The sequence below is a fragment of the Nostoc sp. genome (assembly GCF_036917315.1).
Classification (GTDB): Bacteria; Cyanobacteriota; Cyanobacteriia; order Cyanobacteriales; family Nostocaceae; genus Nostoc.
Window position 1 is genome coordinate 119,077 of the sequence record NZ_JBALDR010000008.1, and the last position, 18,102, is coordinate 137,178.

15 protein-coding genes and 2 pseudogenes are annotated in these 18,102 nt (G+C 42.6%); 8 read left to right on the forward strand and 9 right to left on the reverse strand.

Going from position 1 to position 18,102, the window contains the following annotated elements; genetic code table 11:
- Positions 1–223 precede the first annotated feature (223 nt).
- From V7K84_RS04015 to surE, 4 genes are all read right to left on the reverse strand, one after another.
- Complete coding sequence (locus tag V7K84_RS04015; protein ID WP_334836589.1) at positions 224–1,132, reverse strand: AAA family ATPase; 909 nt, start codon at positions 1,130–1,132, stop codon at positions 224–226.
- A 138-nt stretch (positions 1,133–1,270) separates the two neighbouring features.
- Positions 1,271–2,347, reverse strand: a complete 1,077-nt coding sequence (locus V7K84_RS04020; protein ID WP_334836569.1) for a bifunctional riboflavin kinase/FAD synthetase — start codon at positions 2,345–2,347, stop codon at positions 1,271–1,273.
- A gap of 495 nt (positions 2,348–2,842) precedes the next feature.
- Positions 2,843–3,739 carry an MBL fold metallo-hydrolase gene (locus V7K84_RS04025; protein WP_334836570.1) on the reverse strand — a complete coding sequence of 299 codons (897 nt, stop codon included), beginning with the start codon at positions 3,737–3,739 and terminating at the stop codon, positions 2,843–2,845.
- Positions 3,740–4,016: 277 nt separating this feature from the next.
- On the reverse strand, positions 4,017–4,823 hold the full coding sequence (gene surE, locus V7K84_RS04030) for a 5'/3'-nucleotidase SurE (RefSeq protein WP_334836591.1): 807 nt from the start codon (positions 4,821–4,823) through the stop codon (positions 4,017–4,019).
- A 353-nt stretch (positions 4,824–5,176) separates the two neighbouring features.
- Between surE and pheS the strand changes: the two genes are divergently transcribed.
- The 6 genes and pseudogenes from pheS (at position 5,177) to V7K84_RS04060 (ending at position 9,330) form a co-directional block, all read left to right on the forward strand.
- A complete protein-coding gene (pheS, locus tag V7K84_RS04035) occupies positions 5,177–6,169 on the forward strand; it encodes a phenylalanine--tRNA ligase subunit alpha (protein ID WP_334836571.1) in 993 nt (330 codons plus the stop codon).
- 165 nt (positions 6,170–6,334) lie between these two features.
- Positions 6,335–6,910, forward strand: a complete 576-nt coding sequence (locus V7K84_RS04040; protein ID WP_334836573.1) for a Uma2 family endonuclease — start codon at positions 6,335–6,337, stop codon at positions 6,908–6,910.
- A 201-nt stretch (positions 6,911–7,111) separates the two neighbouring features.
- Positions 7,112–7,327: pseudogene (locus tag V7K84_RS04045) on the forward strand (DUF6883 domain-containing protein); the annotation flags it as partial.
- On the forward strand, positions 7,324–7,650 hold the full coding sequence (locus V7K84_RS04050) for a DUF4926 domain-containing protein (RefSeq protein ID WP_334836574.1): 327 nt from the start codon (positions 7,324–7,326) through the stop codon (positions 7,648–7,650). The pseudogene V7K84_RS04045 and the gene V7K84_RS04050, both read left to right, overlap by 4 nt.
- A 112-nt stretch (positions 7,651–7,762) precedes the next feature.
- On the forward strand, positions 7,763–8,317 hold the full coding sequence (locus V7K84_RS04055; protein ID WP_334836575.1) for a J domain-containing protein: 555 nt from the start codon (positions 7,763–7,765) through the stop codon (positions 8,315–8,317).
- On the forward strand, positions 8,317–9,330 hold the full coding sequence (locus V7K84_RS04060) for a hypothetical protein (protein ID WP_334836576.1): 1,014 nt from the start codon (positions 8,317–8,319) through the stop codon (positions 9,328–9,330). Before V7K84_RS04055 ends, V7K84_RS04060 begins: the two co-directional genes overlap by 1 nt.
- A gap of 43 nt (positions 9,331–9,373) precedes the next feature.
- Here V7K84_RS04060 and V7K84_RS04065 read toward each other — a convergent pair whose 3' ends face one another.
- Both V7K84_RS04065 and V7K84_RS04070 read right to left on the reverse strand, forming a co-directional pair.
- Positions 9,374–11,260, reverse strand: coding sequence for a S9 family peptidase (locus tag V7K84_RS04065; protein WP_334836578.1), 1,887 nt, complete (start codon positions 11,258–11,260; stop codon positions 9,374–9,376).
- Between the two features lie 451 nt (positions 11,261–11,711).
- Positions 11,712–13,157, reverse strand: coding sequence for a RecQ family ATP-dependent DNA helicase (locus V7K84_RS04070; RefSeq protein ID WP_334836579.1), 1,446 nt, complete (start codon positions 13,155–13,157; stop codon positions 11,712–11,714).
- A 154-nt stretch (positions 13,158–13,311) separates the two neighbouring features.
- Between V7K84_RS04070 and V7K84_RS04075 the strand changes: the two genes are divergently transcribed.
- Entirely contained in the window at positions 13,312–13,749 is a 438-nt protein-coding gene (locus V7K84_RS04075; RefSeq protein WP_334836580.1) for a GNAT family N-acetyltransferase, read from the forward strand.
- A 59-nt stretch (positions 13,750–13,808) separates the two neighbouring features.
- Here V7K84_RS04075 and V7K84_RS04080 read toward each other — a convergent pair whose 3' ends face one another.
- Entirely contained in the window at positions 13,809–14,102 is a 294-nt protein-coding gene (locus tag V7K84_RS04080; protein WP_334836582.1) for a type II toxin-antitoxin system RelE/ParE family toxin, read from the reverse strand.
- The gene (locus V7K84_RS04085) at positions 14,099–14,356 is read right to left on the reverse strand and encodes a type II toxin-antitoxin system ParD family antitoxin (protein WP_334836583.1); all 258 of its coding nucleotides are present in this window, start codon (positions 14,354–14,356) and stop codon (positions 14,099–14,101) included. The genes V7K84_RS04080 and V7K84_RS04085 overlap by 4 nt, the downstream gene beginning before the upstream one ends.
- 447 nt (positions 14,357–14,803) lie before the next feature.
- Here V7K84_RS04085 and V7K84_RS04090 point away from each other — a divergent pair, with 447 nt between their 5' ends.
- Positions 14,804–17,257 (forward strand): HEAT repeat domain-containing protein, encoded by a 2,454-nt coding sequence (locus tag V7K84_RS04090; RefSeq protein WP_334836584.1) that lies wholly within the window; start codon positions 14,804–14,806, stop codon positions 17,255–17,257.
- A gap of 139 nt (positions 17,258–17,396) precedes the next feature.
- Here the strand turns inward: V7K84_RS04090 and V7K84_RS04095 are convergent.
- Positions 17,397–18,102, reverse strand: a pseudogene (locus V7K84_RS04095) (hypothetical protein); the annotation flags it as partial.

Sequence of the window (18,102 nt, forward strand, 5' to 3'; positions counted from 1 at the left end):
GGTTCGGGAAACTTAAGTTCAGTCAAGTCTGAATATTATGAGGTATTTACTAAAATGGTGATGGCAGGAAATTTACCTGATAGTTTGGATGAATTGATACGCAATGTGCAAACTGACGCAGAAAGAACCGGAGTAAAAGCGTAAAAAAATATTTTCCCCAGCCAGAAATGCATTTATTGCCATCTCGGATAGCTGTTTTTTAGCTCATCGAAGTCACGTTACCTTAAGGAATAGAAACCGATCGCAATAATCGCTCAACAACAGTTCTTGCATTGCGTCCTCCTCTAGGGATAAGGCGATGGCAAAGAACGTGAGGGACAAGAAATTTCACATCATCGGGAATGGTATAATCACGCCCTAATAGAAAAGCTAGCGCTTGGGCAGCCCGTTGTAATGCTAATGTGCCACGCGGACTGACACCAAGAGCGATTTCCTCATCTTGACGTGTTGCCCGTACCAATTCGAGAATGTACTGTTGCAAAGAAGTTGCCACTTTTACTTGAGAGCAGAGGTAACGCAATTTCTGTACTTCTTCCAAGGTAATACAAGGCTGTAAATCAGCAACTTTTATACCATTTTGCAGATTTTGCAGCATCAGGAGTTCTTCTGCCTCAGAAGGATAGCCCAAACTCAGCGACAACATAAACCGATCCATTTGCGCTTCCGGCAGGGGAAAAGTACCTTGATACTCGATAGGGTTTTGAGTGGCAATTACAAAGAAGGGCTGAGGAACTGCACGAGAGATACCATCGACTGTTACTTGATGTTCCTCCATGACTTCTAATAAAGCTGACTGAGTGCGGGGTGTGGCGCGATTAATTTCGTCAGCTAAGAGAATATTGGTAAAGACTGGCCCAGGAAGAAAAGTAAATTCGCCGCTTTTTGGGTTCCAGATGTTGGTGCCAGTAATGTCAGTTGGCAATAAATCGGGGGTACATTGTAACCGTTGAAACTTGCCATCCAGTGAACGAGCTAAGGATTTAGCAAGCAAGGTTTTACCAACACCAGGGACATCTTCTAAAAGAGCATGACCACCACCTAACAAGGCAACTAGCACTAAACGTATTGCCTCAGCTTTGCCAACGATGGTAAGAGCTAGATTTTGTGTTAAAGCGTCGATTTTTTCTCTCATGCGTTGTAGGGAATGGGGAATAGAAAGTGGGGAGCCGGGAATGGGGCGAATGAGGGAAGAATTTTCACAATGCCCTATGCCCAATTTCCCTAAATACATTGTTCCCACTCAGAACTCCTAACTCCTAACTCCTAACTTTTAACTTTGCACTCCAGCACTCAAAACTTCTCTAGCAACAACGCAGTCAAGTTGAATTTGTGTTTTCAGGGCTTCGAGAGAAGGAAATTTTTGTTCGGGGCGCAAAAATTTAACTAGCTGCACGACCAGTTTTTTGCCATACAAATCACCTGACCAATCGAATAAATGTACTTCCGCAGATGAATAAGTACCGTTTACAGTTGGACGATTACCGATATTCATGACACCCAAGTTCTCACTAGGAGCGGTATCTGTTGTTTCATCGAGAGTGAAAACACGGACAGCGTATACTCCTTGACAAGGCAAAAACTTTTCTTTTGGTAGTTGGAGGTTAGCGGTGGGAAAACCAATTGTTCTGCCCAATTGTTGACCTTGAACGACATCACCAAGGAGGGAGTAGGGGCGTCCCAGTAATAGATTTGCGTTTTCGATATCTCCCCGCTCAAGGGTTTGGCGGATCAATGAAGTGCTAATGCGGGCATCCTGAGTTGGAGTAGTACTGACGCAATTAGTTTGGGTGGACGAATCACCTGTATAAGTTTGTAAGGGAACGATAGTAACGGGAATATTGTGCTTGGCGGCGAGTAATTGCAAATCTTGAGCAGTACCACTGCGCTTTTCGCCAAAACAAAAATCCTGCCCGATGCTAATTCGTTGGCATCGCAGTTGTTGCACGAGAATTTTTTCGACAAATTCTTCGGGGGTCAACGCAGACAATTCTTTGTCAAAGGGTAGTAATACCAGTTGTTCTACCCCAAGCGATCGCAATTGTTGGACTTTTTCATCCAGTGGCGTTAACAAAGTCCGGGGTTGCCCTGTAAAGAACTCTTGTGGATGGGGGTCAAAGGTGACAACTGTTGAATAGGTATATTCTTGATTTGTCAGTTGATTTCCCTTTGAGTGCGGACTACTAGCTCCTGACAAGTGACCACCAGCGTGCAAGACTGGTTGAATTACCTTTTGATGACCAAGATGAACGCCATCAAACTTGCCAAGGGCAACAGCAGTCGGCGTTAGTAGCCCTTCGCTCGAAAAAGCAACCCGCACAGAACACCCATTTTTAGACAAATTTAGCACGTGGATTCTGAGATTTTAGGTTTATTTTAGCTCTCAGCAGGAAGCTACCCTATGGTAAACCACCTTCAGGAGGACATTCACCAACTGCCCATGAGGTCTTGTGCTATCAGCCAGGGTGTTTATGCCACCCCTTTTAGCTATCAGCCAAAAGCCTAACCCAAGGGAAGTCGCCCAAGATGGTTTCTTGTGCCATCAGCTTGATTGCTTGCTAAATCCAGATAACCCCAAATACCAGAGCTAAAAAGGCTCTAGTTCTATGTTGAGACTTCAACGAGGTTTTACCGCGATCGTCAGCCGCAATCTTAGGGCGTCTGTGGGTATCTGGGCTGTTGGTGAATCTATAAAGTTTTTCCTCCTGTTGTCGCCCTGATCCTATGTCGGCGTGACAACTCTGAGCAGCGCTGTCTCACCGTATAGCCAACAGGTACGCTCTCGCGCTGAAAGCCTCCGATCACCAATCTAATCTAAAATCTCCAATTCCTCCGATCGCAATCTTTAGGAAGAAAACTTGCTAACAGGAAAAGATTCTGATAAGACAACTGAGGTCGGAACCTGAAGTACCAATCCTTCCCGTGCCATAATAGCACCAGGAAATTTTTCAGCAGCTTCTTTGCCGACACGATCCAAAAAGTCGTCATCGTGCGCCGGATCGTGGTGGTAAATCACCAGAGTTTTGACGTTAGCAGCTTGTGCCACTTTTACCGCTTCTTGCCAGGTAGAATGTCCCCAGCCAATTTTCGGGGATTTTGGCGAGTGGTATTCCTCATCTGTGTAGGTAGAGTCGTAAATTAAGATGTCAGCATTACGAGCTAGCCACAACACATTGTCATCGAGTCGATCGGGAAAATGTTCGGTATCAGTGATGTAAGTAGCTGCACCACCACGCCAGTTGACGCGGTATCCGACAGCTTCACCTGGATGGTTTAAAGGTGCTGTTTCTACGGTAAGGTCATCGATGTGGATTGGTTGCCCCGGCCGAACATCGTAGAAATTTAAATTGGCTTGCATAATTTGCAAGGGTACGGGAAAGTTCGGGTGCAACATTTGATCGTTGAGGCGCTGTTCTATGGTAGAACCATCAGGTGCGATCGCGCCGTAAATATGAAAGTCATTCCCCTTTACAAACCCTGGAGTAAAGAAGGGAAAACCTTGCATGTGATCCCAGTGAGAGTGGGTAAAAAATATGTGAGCTTCTAACGGCATTTGGCGCAACAGAGATTGCCCCAAAACATGTAGTCCTGTGCCAGCATCGAAAACTAAGCGTTTATCGCCCGCTTGCATTGATATGCAAGGGGTATTACCGCCGTAACGAACAGTGTGTGGCCCTGGGCTGGGGATGCTGCCGCGAACGCCCCAAAATTGTACGGTAAATTGATTCTCTATCCTAGACATGGGTGTTGCTTGCTGGACTGAGCGGGCGATAAATGAAAGAATTGTTACTTATTTTGTCTAAGTTTATGCTGTCTATCCGATTTTGCTAGAGGGAGGATTTCTTGGTAAAACAGCATATCCTGTTTCTGGCCGATTGTGTAAATGTGAATGAAATACGTCAGTGAGAATTTCCCTGGTTTTGGGATGAATGTGTATCGGTTATTTCAAGAGTGCCCCTACGTTATAGCCTACATTTTTCCGTGATGCATTTGAATAACCACATTTTTGTGCTGATAAATCAAATGATTCCAGGAAAATTGAATTCCCACTTCGATAATTTCTCTAATCCAGTTGCGTAAGTAAGATTGTATTGTAACGGAGTAATACTGATGTAGTTTTTACGTACAACTTCCACATCTGTAGGTACATTTGGAGGCAGATTTAATCCGCTTGGGGGTTCTACATCCTCAATGACTTCTCCGGTTAACCAGTAGTACGTTTTTCCACGAGGATCGACTCGTTTATTAAACACATCAGTGTAATGCCGTAGGCCTTGACGGGTGAGAGCAACGCCGGCAATTTCTTCCCATTTGACCGCAGGAATATTGACGTTGAGCAACATTAAATCTGGCAGCGGTTTTTGGGCTAACTGGTCTACGAGAACTGTGGCAAACTTAGCAGCAGCTTGAAAGTCTTTAGATGTATGACTTATAAGACTCAGCGCTATGCTGGGAATGCCTTCAATTAAACCTTCCATTGCCGCAGAAACAGTACCAGAATACAGAATTTCGGTTCCTAAATTCGCACCTTGATTAATACCAGAGAGAACCAAATCTGGGGGAGTTTCCAATAAAGCCCACAGCGCCAATTTGACGCAATCTGAAGGCGTACCATCGCAAGCCCAAACTTTGATCGCAGGATGAAAAATCCCTTCAACAATTTCGGCGCGAATCGGTTGGTGTAAAGTTAACCCGTGTCCAGTTGCCGATCGCTCTCGATCTGGGCAAACTACACTCACATCATGGCCTGCCTCTGCCAAGTAGTTGGCTAGGGTACGAATCCCCAAGGCAGAAATGCCATCATCGTTGCTAATTAGTAATTTCATGGTCATTAGTCATTGGTCATTGGTCATTAATCATTGGTCATTAGTTATTAGTTATTTGTTATTAGCCATTTGTCAATGTCTGAGGTCACAAGCAGCAAAAAAATATTTATACTCACTAGACAGTGTGGCGAAATTTTGCCTACCTTTAAGACAAGTTGCTCATTGTTAAGTGAGATGTTAACTGGATTTACCCGCCTGCTGTACTAGCCCAATCGTCTATAACTGATAAACAGAGATTTGGTTTTAACCCTCACCTTTAGCTGATATTAATGGCATAGCTGTAAGTTTATTTATCGACCGATTCACAGCTTTTGACTATAGACTAATGACTAATGACCAATGACTAATAACTAATGACTAGCAATTTAGAAGCTCAACTTTTAGCACTGCGGCAGGAAGGAGAAAAAGCGATCGCAGCCGCCGACACCCTAGAACGCCTAGAGGAACTCAGAGTTAACTATCTGGGTAAAAAAGGAGAACTGGGGGCACTGTTGCGAAGTATGGGGCAAATGAGCGCAGAGGAACGACCAAAAATTGGAGCGATCGCCAATACAGTCAAAGAATCTTTGCAAACTAGTCTAGACCAGCAACGCGTCGCCCTCGAAGCCGCTCAAATTCAGGTACAGTTAGAGGCGGAAACTCTGGATGTAACTATGCCGGGAATTTACAGCCCCCAAGGTCGCATTCATCCCCTCAACGGCATTATCGACCGGGCACTGGATATCTTTGTCGGTATGGGCTATACCGTAGCTCAAGGGCCAGAGATGGAAACAGATTACTACAATTTTGAGGCTCTCAACACCCCGCCTGACCACCCCGCCCGTGATATGCAGGATACCTTCTACCTGCCAGATGGGAATCTTTTACGCACTCATACTTCGTCAGTGCAAATTCGTTACATGGAAAGAGAAGAACCACCGATTCGGGTTGTTGCTCCAGGGCGAGTTTATCGGCGAGATAATGTAGACGCGACTCACTCAGCAGTTTTCCATCAAATAGAACTTTTAGCCATTGACGAGGGACTAACTTTTACAGACCTCAAGGGCACAATTAAAGTATTTTTACAAGCAATATTTGGCGATTTACCTATTCGCTTCCGCGCCAGTTATTTCCCATTTACCGAACCCTCAGCAGAGGTGGATTTGCAGTGGAATGGGCGCTGGTTGGAGGTGATGGGCTGCGGTATGGTCGATCCAAATGTACTTAAGTCTGTGGGTTACGATCCAGAAGTTTATACAGGGTTTGCTGCCGGTTTTGGTGTAGAACGCTTTGCAATGGTGTCACATCAAATCGACGATATTCGTCGGTTATATACTAGCGATTTGCGGTTTTTGCAGCAATTTTAGGGAAGCGATCGCTTTAAATAATCAGGCGTTTACTAAATTTGCAAAAGTCAATTAGATGAAAATATAACCACAGATAAAGACTCATGAATTATCTGTGGTTTTAAATAATAAATCGGGATTGATGAATTTAATAAACTATCAATACGTAACTTCTATTGAAGTGATATGACTGCAATCATTGGCAAACGTCTAACGCTTGAGGAATATTTGAAATATGACGATGGCACGGATAGCCAGTATGAACTGGTGGCAGGTGAGTTAGTTTCCATGCCACCTGAAAGCCCAAAAAATGTCCAGATATCTCTATTTTTACTGGTAAATTTCCTCAAGTTTGTTCCAGTTAATCGGTTAAGTAACAAAGTTGAAATTGTTATTGCTGGTTTTCGTGCGACAACTCGCATTCCTGACTTAGTTGTGCTGACGGATGAACTTGCAACAGCCTTAGAAGGTGCAACGCGATCTACAATCACCTTGGATATGCCTCCTCCAGCATTAGTTGTCGAAGTTGTTTCTCCTGGCAAAGCTAACGAAGATCGGGACTATCGCTACAAACGTTCCGAGTATGCTGCCAGGGGAATTGCTGAATATTGGATTGTCGATCCACAAAGAAATACAGTTACCGTACTGATATTAGTTGACGGGTTTTATGAAGAAACCAGATTTGCAGGAAATACTGCGATCGCTTCTACTATTTTCCCAGAGTTACAGCTAACCGCAGAGCAAGTACTCAACGCGGGATAAAGCAATATCTCAAATATGCAGAAGACTAGCGTCCCAGAGTAAAATATAGTCAATAATTCCTAGCCAAAATTCATGCCATGAGACAATGGCCTTTTTACCGCAGGATGCAATAATTGCAGAAGAAAAGCTAACCAAGTATCTGCTTGTGCCGTTGCCAAAAGACGATAAATCTAAATTTCTCGCTAGGCTGAGTACACGTTAGATAACTGGCAAGAATTGGAATGGGATCTACGCGCTCAAGTTTTAACACAACCTGCCAAGGCGATCGAAACAACTCACTATGGTGAGAAATATGCCATTCGTGTGTGTCTGCGAGGGATTAATGGCGTTGAACTCAATGTTTTAACCATTTGGATGGTTGCAAACGACACAACCAAATTTGTCACCTTAGTGCCAGATCGAGGAGCCAACTTATGAAGGTACAGTACCCCCTATTTTCTCAAGTTGCCTTAGCGCAAGACTTACCAGAATACAACCTAAAGCGAGGGAATGTTGCAACAATTGTAGAACATTACCCCATGCCTGACGGGGAAGAGGACGGGTATAGTCTGGAAGGGTTTGATCTGCCCCATGTGACGATCGAAGTACCAGCATCTCAAATTATTCCCATTGCCCAGTGGCAGCAAGAAGAAATGATTTTAGCCAAGTTACGCCAGCTATCTGAAGCGAGGCTGTTGCAATTACAAGACTATCTCGATTTTCTGTTGCAAAAAGAAGAGTCTGAGCATCAGAGTACTTAAAGCTGTGACTGTCACTTTTTATGTTGGAACAACAAAAACGGCATAGTTACCTTTAAACTATTAGTCAAAAATCTTGTTTATAATGCAGGCATAAGTTACTACGCTGTCCATAATGGCTTTAGCAGTTTTGAATCAGCAGGTACAGGATGAAATTATTCGCCTCGCAGAGGCTAAAGAAGTTGATGCCGATTTCTTGAGGGAATTTGCTTACTTTGTTATTCAAAATTCCAAAAAAGAAACTGAGTATCAATCTAAATCACTTTCGATAGCTGAATTGAAAAAAGCAGTTTATAAACGATTTGATGTAGCTAATACGCAAGAGCTTAGAAAGTCAGGCGCTTTTATAAGTGCAACTACTGGTATGGATTCGTTTGATTTGCGTTTAGAGTCATCCTGGGAAGTTTTATACAGAAAGTTCATTGGGATTTTGCCAGATGAAGAAAATCAGCAAGGCTATGGTTGTATCAATGGTATAAATATATTTCACTATTTTAAACCTTGGAAAGTGTTTGGTTTAGACCCTAAAACTGCCACAAAGAATGATATCAAGGATGCCTACTATCAATTAGCTAAAAAATACCATCCTGATAATCTAAAAACAGGTGATAGGCAAATCTTTGAACAGATTGAAATTATGTATAAAAGCCTTATTGCTGGAGTTAGATAATGGTAGTAAGGAGGGGAGTTTTCTTCATCAAGGAAAGAACGCTTGCAGAAGCTTTAGATATAGAGCTTAGGAAGTTTGATGAAATAGTCTCTTTGCTGGAGTCATCGTTAGATAGTCAGCTTCAATTAAAAGAGAGTTTGCACTTCATATATCAAAATAAATCTTGGAAGATAAGAATCTTCTCTAAAGAAGGAGCTTTTGCTATTGCTAACTACTTAGATAGACATGGTGAAGCTAGCGAAATTTCTCTATGTAAGGTTTTAACACTAGTTGAAAAATACAGGATTACTAGAATTGATAGAAGTATCCGACAAGCTATATCTACAAATAGCTCGTCCCTTATTCTCAAAGGACAACAGCATTGGGTAAATTTTGAGAATGTTAGCGGGATATTCAGAACAACGCAAACTAGACTAGAGCAAGCGTTTGAAAATATTCAAAGAACTGACAACCCTATGAAGATTGGAGAAGATTTTGAGGATATAGAACAAGCTTTATTCTTCTCTTTTTCCGGCTTAGAGAAGTTTAGCATAGAATTGGCTGCGAGCTTATACTCTAAAATAAGACGTGAGTATTGTAAAAGAGTGCCTCTTGTAGCTCCTCCCATTTTGGAATGCCTTGCTCTTGCGCCATCTCCTTCAGATAAAGATGTCGAAATAGCAATGAGATATGCAGCAAATAGAGATAAGAAAAAATGTCAAGTCACAGGTATTGAACGCGATAAATATAATCCAATTAAGTTAGTTAGACATCATATATTTGATAAAAATACATATCGTCCTCTTGCAGATGATCCAGACAACATCATCTTAATCTCAGAGGAAATAAGTGATGAGTTTCATCAGTGGAATGGGGGTTATGACAAAACTTGTACAATAAATGATTTTATTGAATTTGTTGAATTATTTTATTCTCAGAATCATGAAATTTTTCTAAGACTTTCACGTTTAAGAAATATCCTTCGATACAAACTCAGTTTACTTCGACTTGCTTTACCTGAAAGTAAACAATGAAATAAGGTGGTTGGTGAATCACACTAACCACCCTTTTGAGACTTTATTTCACTATTCCTGAATGACCGGGGATATCTGCCAAAGGTTCAAATCTGCCGCCTAAGTATTTGGCGAGAAACTCTTCTGCGATCGCAAAAAAGTGCAACCGATTTTCTGGTCTAGCAAAACCATGTCCTTCATCAGTGTAAAGTGCATATTGCACTGGTAAACCAGCCTGTTGCATTGCGTTGACAATTTGATCGCTTTCTGATTGTTTCACTCGCGGATCGTTTGCACCTTGACCGATAAGTAAAGGTTTTTGAATTCGGTCAGCGAAAAATAAAGGCGATCGCGATTTCAGAAACTCCTCTTCTGTCTCTAAATTACCAACGCGATGATAAAGCATTGCCTTCAATGGTTCCCAATAAGGCGGTATAGTTTCTACCAGAGTAATCAAGTTACTTGGCCCGACAATATCCACGCCAGCCGCAAATATTTCTGGTGTAAAAGTTAATCCTACTAGAGTGGCGTAACCTCCATAAGAACCGCCCATAATCGCAATCTTTTGCGGATCGGAAATGCCTTGTTCCACCAGCCAATTAACACTGTCAATCAAATCATCGTGCATTTTGCCAGCCCATTCCCGATTCCCAGCATTCAAAAATGCTTTACCGTAGCCAGTGGAACCGCGAAAGTTCACTTGCAGAACAGCATAACCCCGGTTAGCCAGCCATTGCGCTGTGGGAGAGAAACCCCAAACATCCCGCGCCCAAGGGCCGCCGTGAACCAGCAGTACTGTTGGGAGATTCTGTGTAGGTATTCCTACAGGCGTTGTCAAGTAACTGTGGATAGTTAAGCCATCCCGTGCTTCGTAGGAAATTGGTTGCATTGAAGCTAACTGCAACGCTTCGAGTTTGGGTTGGTTGCTAAAGAGGAAAGTGCTAATTTTTGACTCTCGGTTGTAGGCATAGTAATAAACTGGCCCATCGTCAGTTCTATAAGCTACTAGCCAGGTTTTATCTTCCAAGTCCCGGCTAATTATAGAGAATTCTCCAGGACGCACCTTGGCGATTTCCTCAAAATCAGTGGCGATGCTGCGATCGATTACCTGCCATTCCTGTTTATCTTTGTAAAAAGAAACTGCTTGGATAACTCGCGTCAGTGGTTGAATAATTATCCCCACGACATCATATTGTTCATCTTCAGCAATGACAGTTTCTTGACGGCTATCTAGGTCAACAGCTAGCAGACGTTTGGCGTTAGCATCATGATTCCCTTGAATATAAAGGGTTTTACCATCATCTGAGAAGCTAACAGAATTCCCTTCTTCTTCTGGCCCCCAGTGGCGGAGAATTTCCCACTGTTTATCTGGTTTCTGCAACAACAAATCGTAACCACCATCGGCTGTGCTAGCTGTTGCTGCACGTATTTGGAACTCAGCGTCAGATGTCCAACTGATAATGTTACCGGGGTTATCAGTGTCGAACTCAACCGCACCATTTTTAAGGTTGATGCGGTAAACGTCAAACTTTTGAGGATTGTTCAAGTTCAACGCTACCAGCGCTTGGTCTGGAAATTTTGGTTCCAGTTCCACAAGTTCTGCTTTTATACCCTGGAATGGCGTTAAGTCACGCACAATTTTGGAGTGAATATTAACCAAGTGGAGGTGAAAGTTCTCGTCGCCATCCGAGTCTTGCATATAAATCAACTGGTCGGCGTTATAAGTCCAGAAGAAAATGCGGATACCGCGTTTTTTGTCGGCAGTTAATATTTGGTCGTCTTCTTGTCCTATAGTTCGCAACCATACCTGCAAGACATTTTTCTCATCAGGGGCGATATATGCCAAGTATTTGCCATCAGGCGAGAGTTGTGGGCTGGTTTTTTCGGGATTCCCAAACAGAATTTCGCGCGGAATCAACGGTGGTAGGGAGGGCGCTTGAGCAGATGACATATTTTTATCCTCTACTTGACTACCCTATTGTCACTTGGTGGTGAAAATGACAATTCATCCTATTGGATGAACCTAGCTGGAGAATATTTAGAGGAGCAGGGAAAGAAAAAAGTTTTAACTTATTGTCTGTCGCGCGATAAGATTATTTATCTTTTCCTTTGCTTCCTTCTCTAACGAGACGCTGCGTGATCGGAGTTATTAAAAAAATCTAGGTATTCTAGCGGGAACACCTAACGGCGAACAAGCAGCAAGGGAGTAATACTCGTAAATGAGTCTTTTATATTCAGCGATGAGTCTTTGATACTCGTGAACGAGTCTTTTATATTCAGCGATGAGTCTTTGATACTCGTGAACGAGCATTTTATACTCGACGACGAGTCTTTTATACTCGGCGACGAGCCTTTTATACTCGTGAACGAGTCTTTGATACTCGACGACGAGTCTTTTATACTCATTGACGGCAATTATCGCAATGTCCGCAACGCAAGTTAGCAGCTTCTTTATCAAAACCAAAAGCATTTAACAAAAACTGCCAACGACACTGCTTAGTTGTTAGGTATTGCTGCATTTGTTTAGCAGCGTGTAATTGGGTTGGTGGCTGATTTCCCGCTTTTTGCCCAATGGTGTAATGGAAAGGATCGAGCCAGTTTAGCTGACCGTTGCTATGAAGTAAAGCTAGCGCCGTTGCACCTTCGGGAAATTGTCGAGTTACTGCACTCACTTCTCCCTGTTTTGGTAATTTTTTCACAAGTTGCTGCGCTATTTGCTGTTGCGATCGCATTTGTTCTTGAAAAAACTCCTGTCTTTGCTTATCCCCTGAATCTAACCACCCCGTAGGTTCACTTACCAATGTCAACGCTTCAGCTGGTTTCCCATCCCTTCCAGCGCGGCCAATTTCTTGCACATATTCAGATAGCAGATGCGGCGCGTGAAAATGTGCTACCCAGCGCACATCACTTTTATTTATCCCCATACCAAACGCACAGGTACACACAACAAAGGGGATTTTGCCACCTAACCAGCTTGCTTCTACTTCACGGCGTTCTGTTGCACCCAATCCCGCATGATAGCTAGCTGTAGCGTAACCCATCTCTGCTAACCATTGGGCTAAATCTTCGCTATCTCTCCGAGTGCGAACATAAACTAATCCCGATTGTTGCGGTCTATTTTGAATAAACTTTAATAATTGTTGTTTTCTACCTCGTGGCGTCCAAGCAATGCGAATGCTGGGATGCAAATTCGGACGGTAGGGATTCAAGCGGAAAATCTCTGGTTGCTGTAATTGTAAAACTGTTTGAATAATCTTTTGGGCTGAGGGGTCAGCAGTCGCAGTAAAAGCGGCGATGCTAATTTTTGTTCCTGGTGGTTTTGATTTGAGCAACGCAGGACGCACTGCCCCTAATCTGCGATAAGCTGGGCGGAAAGTATCACCCCACTGCACTAAACAATGAGCTTCATCTAAAATCAAACCATTAATTTGCAATTGCGAGTGACATAATCTTTCCCACACTGGCGCACTAAGCAAAGTTTCGGGCGATAAATAAAGTAATCTTAGCTGTTGACGTTCTAAAGCTTGCAGCGTTGCACGGCGTTGAGATGAAGATAATTCACTATGCAAAAGTGCTGCTTTTTGGTGGCTTTGTAGTAATTCCTGAACTTGGTTTTCCATCAACGCCACCAAGGGCGAAACTACCAAAGTTAATCCTGTTTGTAGCAGTGCGGGAAGTTGAAAACAAATTGACTTCCCACCACCTGTGGGCATAATAATCAGCGCATCTTTTTGTGACAATAAACTACTAACAATTTCTCCTTGCGGTGGACGGAAATCTTCATAACCCCAGATTTGCTGAAAAGCAGCGCGGACTTCTTGCCAAGATTTTGTTGTAGGCTGATTCATAATCAATAACTATATGCACGCATATCATTGAATGCTGAATATAGCCTCTGTTATCCAGCTAATGGTTCAGTAATTTCATCATTTGACACTACAAACCACTGACCCCAAGAATGAACTATAATTTTTCAACCTATTAAATAAAAGATGTAGCAAGATGAATGAAGAATTAAAACATCGGTTTTACATCAATACCGATAAATCTAAATTAGATATTCAAATGATTCATGATTTTTTACAAACTTCCTATTGGGCTGAAAACATTCCATTAGCTACTGTGGAAAAGTCAATACAAAATTCTTTATGTTTTGGACTTTATGAAGATAATCAACAAGTTGGCTTTGCGAGAGTCATCACGGATTATGCAACTTCTGCGTTGTTAAAAGATGTTTTTATTTTGGAGCCTTATCGAGGACAGGGTTTAGGAAAATGGTTTGTAGAATATATTTTGGAATATCCAGAATTGCAAGATGTTCAAAGATGGATGTTAGGCACAAAAGATGCTCATGGACTTTATCGACGTTATGGATTTAAAAATTTGACAGAACCGGAAAAAATTATGATGCGTTTAAATCCCAATGCTAACCAAGTTTGAGCAAAGCGGGGGGAAATAAGTGCGTAGGCGTAGCCCGTCGTAGACATCGCTAATAATTATCAATCTACGAACAAAGATTCTAAATCTTGATAACCACTGGCAACACGAGTAATACTAATTCCGTCTTCTCTCGGATAGTAAAATATAATGTAATCATCCACAACAAAACCGCGCAGATTTGGTACAAGCCTTCCATAACTTTTTCCCATATTGGGGAAACTCGCTACTAGTTTACATTTGGAGCGAATGTCATCAAAAAGCTTACTAGCTGCTTTTGGGCTACTCCGAGCAATATATTCACAAATTTCATCTAAATCTTGAATTGCTGCATCTGAAAATGAATAATTACTCATTCAGCAGACTCCTCAGCAATTAGACGAATTTTTTCTTGTAATTTGGCGAATACAACTTCGCCGTCAGTTACTTGCCCCTTAGCAATTTGTTCAGTTCCTACAGCAATCTTTTGCCGTAATTCTTCAAGTCGCTGCTCTCTTTCTTGTAACAGTTTAAAGGCTTCATTGATGACATCATCTGCATTAGTAAATCTACCACTTGCAAGCTGTGCTTGAATAAATTTCTCTAGTTCTGGTTTAATTTGAATGTACATATTTTCTAGCTTTATATAATTAATATTCTTATCTATATCTTAACAGCATTACTTTCTCGTTCGATAACTAACCATCCCACAAATGCCGTAAGCGTTCAGGCGTAATAGCCTTTCCTGGCAACGACTACCAATTTGGTAAACCGAAATTGTATTATAACCATCGATATTTACCTTTCTCGCACCAAGGTGTTTAGTTAAGGTGGTTGTTATGCACAAAAGACGCTCATGGACTTTATCGCCGTTATGGATTTAAAAATTTGACAGAACCAGAGAAAATCATGATGCGTTTAAATCCCAATGCTAATCAAGCTTGAGCAAAGCGGGGGCAAATTAGTGCGTAGGCGTAGCCCGTCGTAGACATCGCTAACCCACATTGACAGTTAGATTACAATCTTAGGTATAGTTTCTCTGACTGGAGTTGTTCATCGGGTGATTCAATCCGATTCAATGACAAAGCATACCAGACAAGTATTACTTAGTGCGCTCAAGGTAGTTGTCTTATGCCTGACACTGTTCCTACTATGCACAAGCAATAGTTGGGCGCAAATCACTACTGACAGCAAAATTGCTCCGCTGATTGAGAAGCTGATAGATAACGATACCCACATCAGAAGCCTTGCAGCAGATGCATTAGTTAATATCGGTTCGGCAGCAGTGCCGTCTTTGATTGAAGCGTTGAAAAATCAAGATAGTAATCTTCGCTGGCACGCCGCTTCGGTTTTAGGAGATTTGGGTGCAGAAGCAGCACCAGCAGTTCCAGCCTTAAGTGCAGCATTGCAGGATGAAGATGGGCAAGTCCGCCTGTACGCCACCTTAGCTTTAGGAAATATTGGTACAGCAGCCAAAGCAGCAGTTCCATCCTTGATGGCGGCATTACAAGACAAGGAGCAATTCGTTCGCATTTATGTTCCTTCTGCACTCAGAAAAATTGGTGTAGAAGCGAAAGTAGCTGTCCCAGTATTAACTGCTGCTTTAAAAGATAAGAACCCCACTGTACGTTACAACTCTGCTTACGCTCTGGGTGCAATGGGTACAGAAGCAGTATCTTCTGTCCCGAATTTAATTGCCCTGTTGAATGATAGCCAGTTTTACGTGCGTTTAGGTGCTATCAAAGGTTTAGGAGGAATAGCGGCAGGCTTTCAGGATAAAGCAAATGCTTTACCTACCTCCAAGTTGCAGAAAGTCATCTCAGACTTTGAGCAGGTATTGGCAACTATACAAAAATACAAAGATAAATTCACAGAGACGGACATTAGGCTGATACGTCGCCCTCTTAATGCCCTGAAAGCAGAAAAAGAAACTCGCCTCTTTGATAGAGTTCTGGAATCGCTATTTAAGCATAAATTACTTTTGGGAATTGCCGCTTACCTTATCTTATTGCCTTCTATTTGGTTAATTCTCTTGCGGGTAGCCCCTTTATGGTTGTTGAAAATTAACAACGCCCTCAAACCCTACACAGATTTTTCTCTCCCATTTATCAGCGTTAATATACCTCTGCGATATGTGCTATTTGTTGGCTGGTTTCATTACCATCCCAGAGTATTAGATGCATGGGTAGCTAAATATATCAAAGCAGCGCGCGAACAATTTCCCAAAAAGGATACAGTTAGCAGTCGCGCCTGTTATATTCCCATTCCCGTTGTTCTGGATGGTACAACAGTTCCCCAACTGATGAATGAGAATCTGCGCTCAACTTTTGAGAAACAACGTAGCTGTCTAGTAATTGGTGGGGAAGGGGGTGTAGGTAAAACCAGTTTAGCGTGTCGAATCGCTGGGTGGGCAATGGCTGAGGATGAAGACCAACAACTCTGCAAACATTTGATGTTACCTGTGCTGTTAGAAGAAGAATTTCGGGTAACTGAAGGTAAGTCGCCGCTTTTAGAAGCCATCAGAGGACAGTTGCAAGCTTTAATTGATGAACCAGAGCCGATTTGCCAAGAATTACTGTTACGTTTGTTAAGAAAGAAACGCATTCTAGTGATTGTAGACCGGTTCTCAGAAATGAATGCCACTACACGAGAAGCAATTGAGCCGGAGTCGCCAGAGTTTTCGGTGAATGCATTAGCGATTACTTCCCGAATTGAGGAAAAGCTGGGGCGGGTTAATAAGACGATAATTAAACCTTTGCGGATTGAGGCGAATAAACTCTCGTCCTTTATGGAAGCTTATCTCATGCAGCGAGGTAAACGCGATCGCTTTACTGACCAGGAATTTTTTGACGCTTGTAACCGTCTTTCTCTGATGGTCGGTCAAAATAATATCACTGTCTTGCTGGCTAAACTCTATGCTGAACAGTTAATCGCCAGTAAAGACGTTACATCTAATATTTCTGCGTTACCAGAGAATATTCCTAATTTGATGCTGGGTTATATCAATGAACTCAATCGTGATGTTACAGACAATCAATTTGATGACCGCACTGTTCATCAAATTGCCAAAACCATCGCCTGGGAATGCTTGCAGCAAAGTTATCAACCAGGAACCGCCAAGCGTGCAGATGCCATTGCTGCATTAGCAGCTTTGGGTATTGATGACCCCGAAGCACACCTCAATTATTTGGAAAAACGTTTGCACCTGATTCAAACTATCGGTTCTGCCAAAGACAGAATCCGTTTCTGTCTTGACCCTTTAGCTGAGTATCTTGCAGGTTGGTATTTAATCGAATTGTATGGCAATAACGATGGGAAATGGCGATCGCATTTTTTCAAAAGAGCAGATGATTTAGTCAAAACAGGCGCACAAGATGCCATCAAAGGCTTGTTGTTGGCGGTGCGAGATTGTTATTTATCTGAAGTTCAAGGTAGCAAAGAAACGGACTTTGTACCCCAGAAGTTGGGTAAACTCGCTGGATTTACATCTTCAGTCACAGCAGTTAGTACTGTGCAAACGGTAATACCATGAGCGATCGCATTAATGTAAGCATAGCTAAATTCCTCTTTCTGGGTAGTGATATACATTCAACTGAAATTTATTGTTTATTCTTTATAGCAATTATTATTTGAATGGATACTTGGTAAAGGCATTGTAAATCCCTGTTAAATTACCGCCACCATCGCGCTACATCCACAATAGCGCGGGCAATTTCTGCCGTTGCTGTTTCACCACCTAATGCAAAGATAACTGGAAACAATACCTTGATATCTTGCAACAAATCAGGGCGAGTGCGAAGAGATAGTTTATGAAGTGTATCTTGCCAAAGGGGAAAAAGTTCGGCAGCTGGCATTTGTGAAAAACCAAAAGCTAAGGCACTCAAGGCATTGGCACGACTCCACTCATTCTGAATCGCCGTGGCAGCAGCAAGGGCTTGTGGCAATAACTCTGGTGGCAGTTTGTCAGCTAAGGCACTCAAGGCATTGGCACGATTCGACTCAGACTGAATCGCTGTGGCAGCAGCAAGGGCTTGTGGCAATAACTCTGGTGGCAGTTTGTCAGCTAAGGCACTCAAAGCATAGGCACGATTCGGCTCAGACTGAATTGCCGTGGCAGCAGCAAGGGCTTGTGGCAATATATCTGGCAGTTTGTCAGCTAAGGCACTCAAGGCATAGGCACGATTCGACTCATTCTGAATCGCCGTGGCAGCAGCAAGGGCTTGTGGCAATATATCTGGCAGTTTGTCAGCTAAGGCACTCAAGGCATAGGCACGATTCGACTCATCCTGAATTGCCGTGGCAGCAGCAAGGGCTTGTGGCAATATATCTGGCAGTTTGTCAGCTAAGGCACTCAAGGCATTGGCACGATTCGACTCA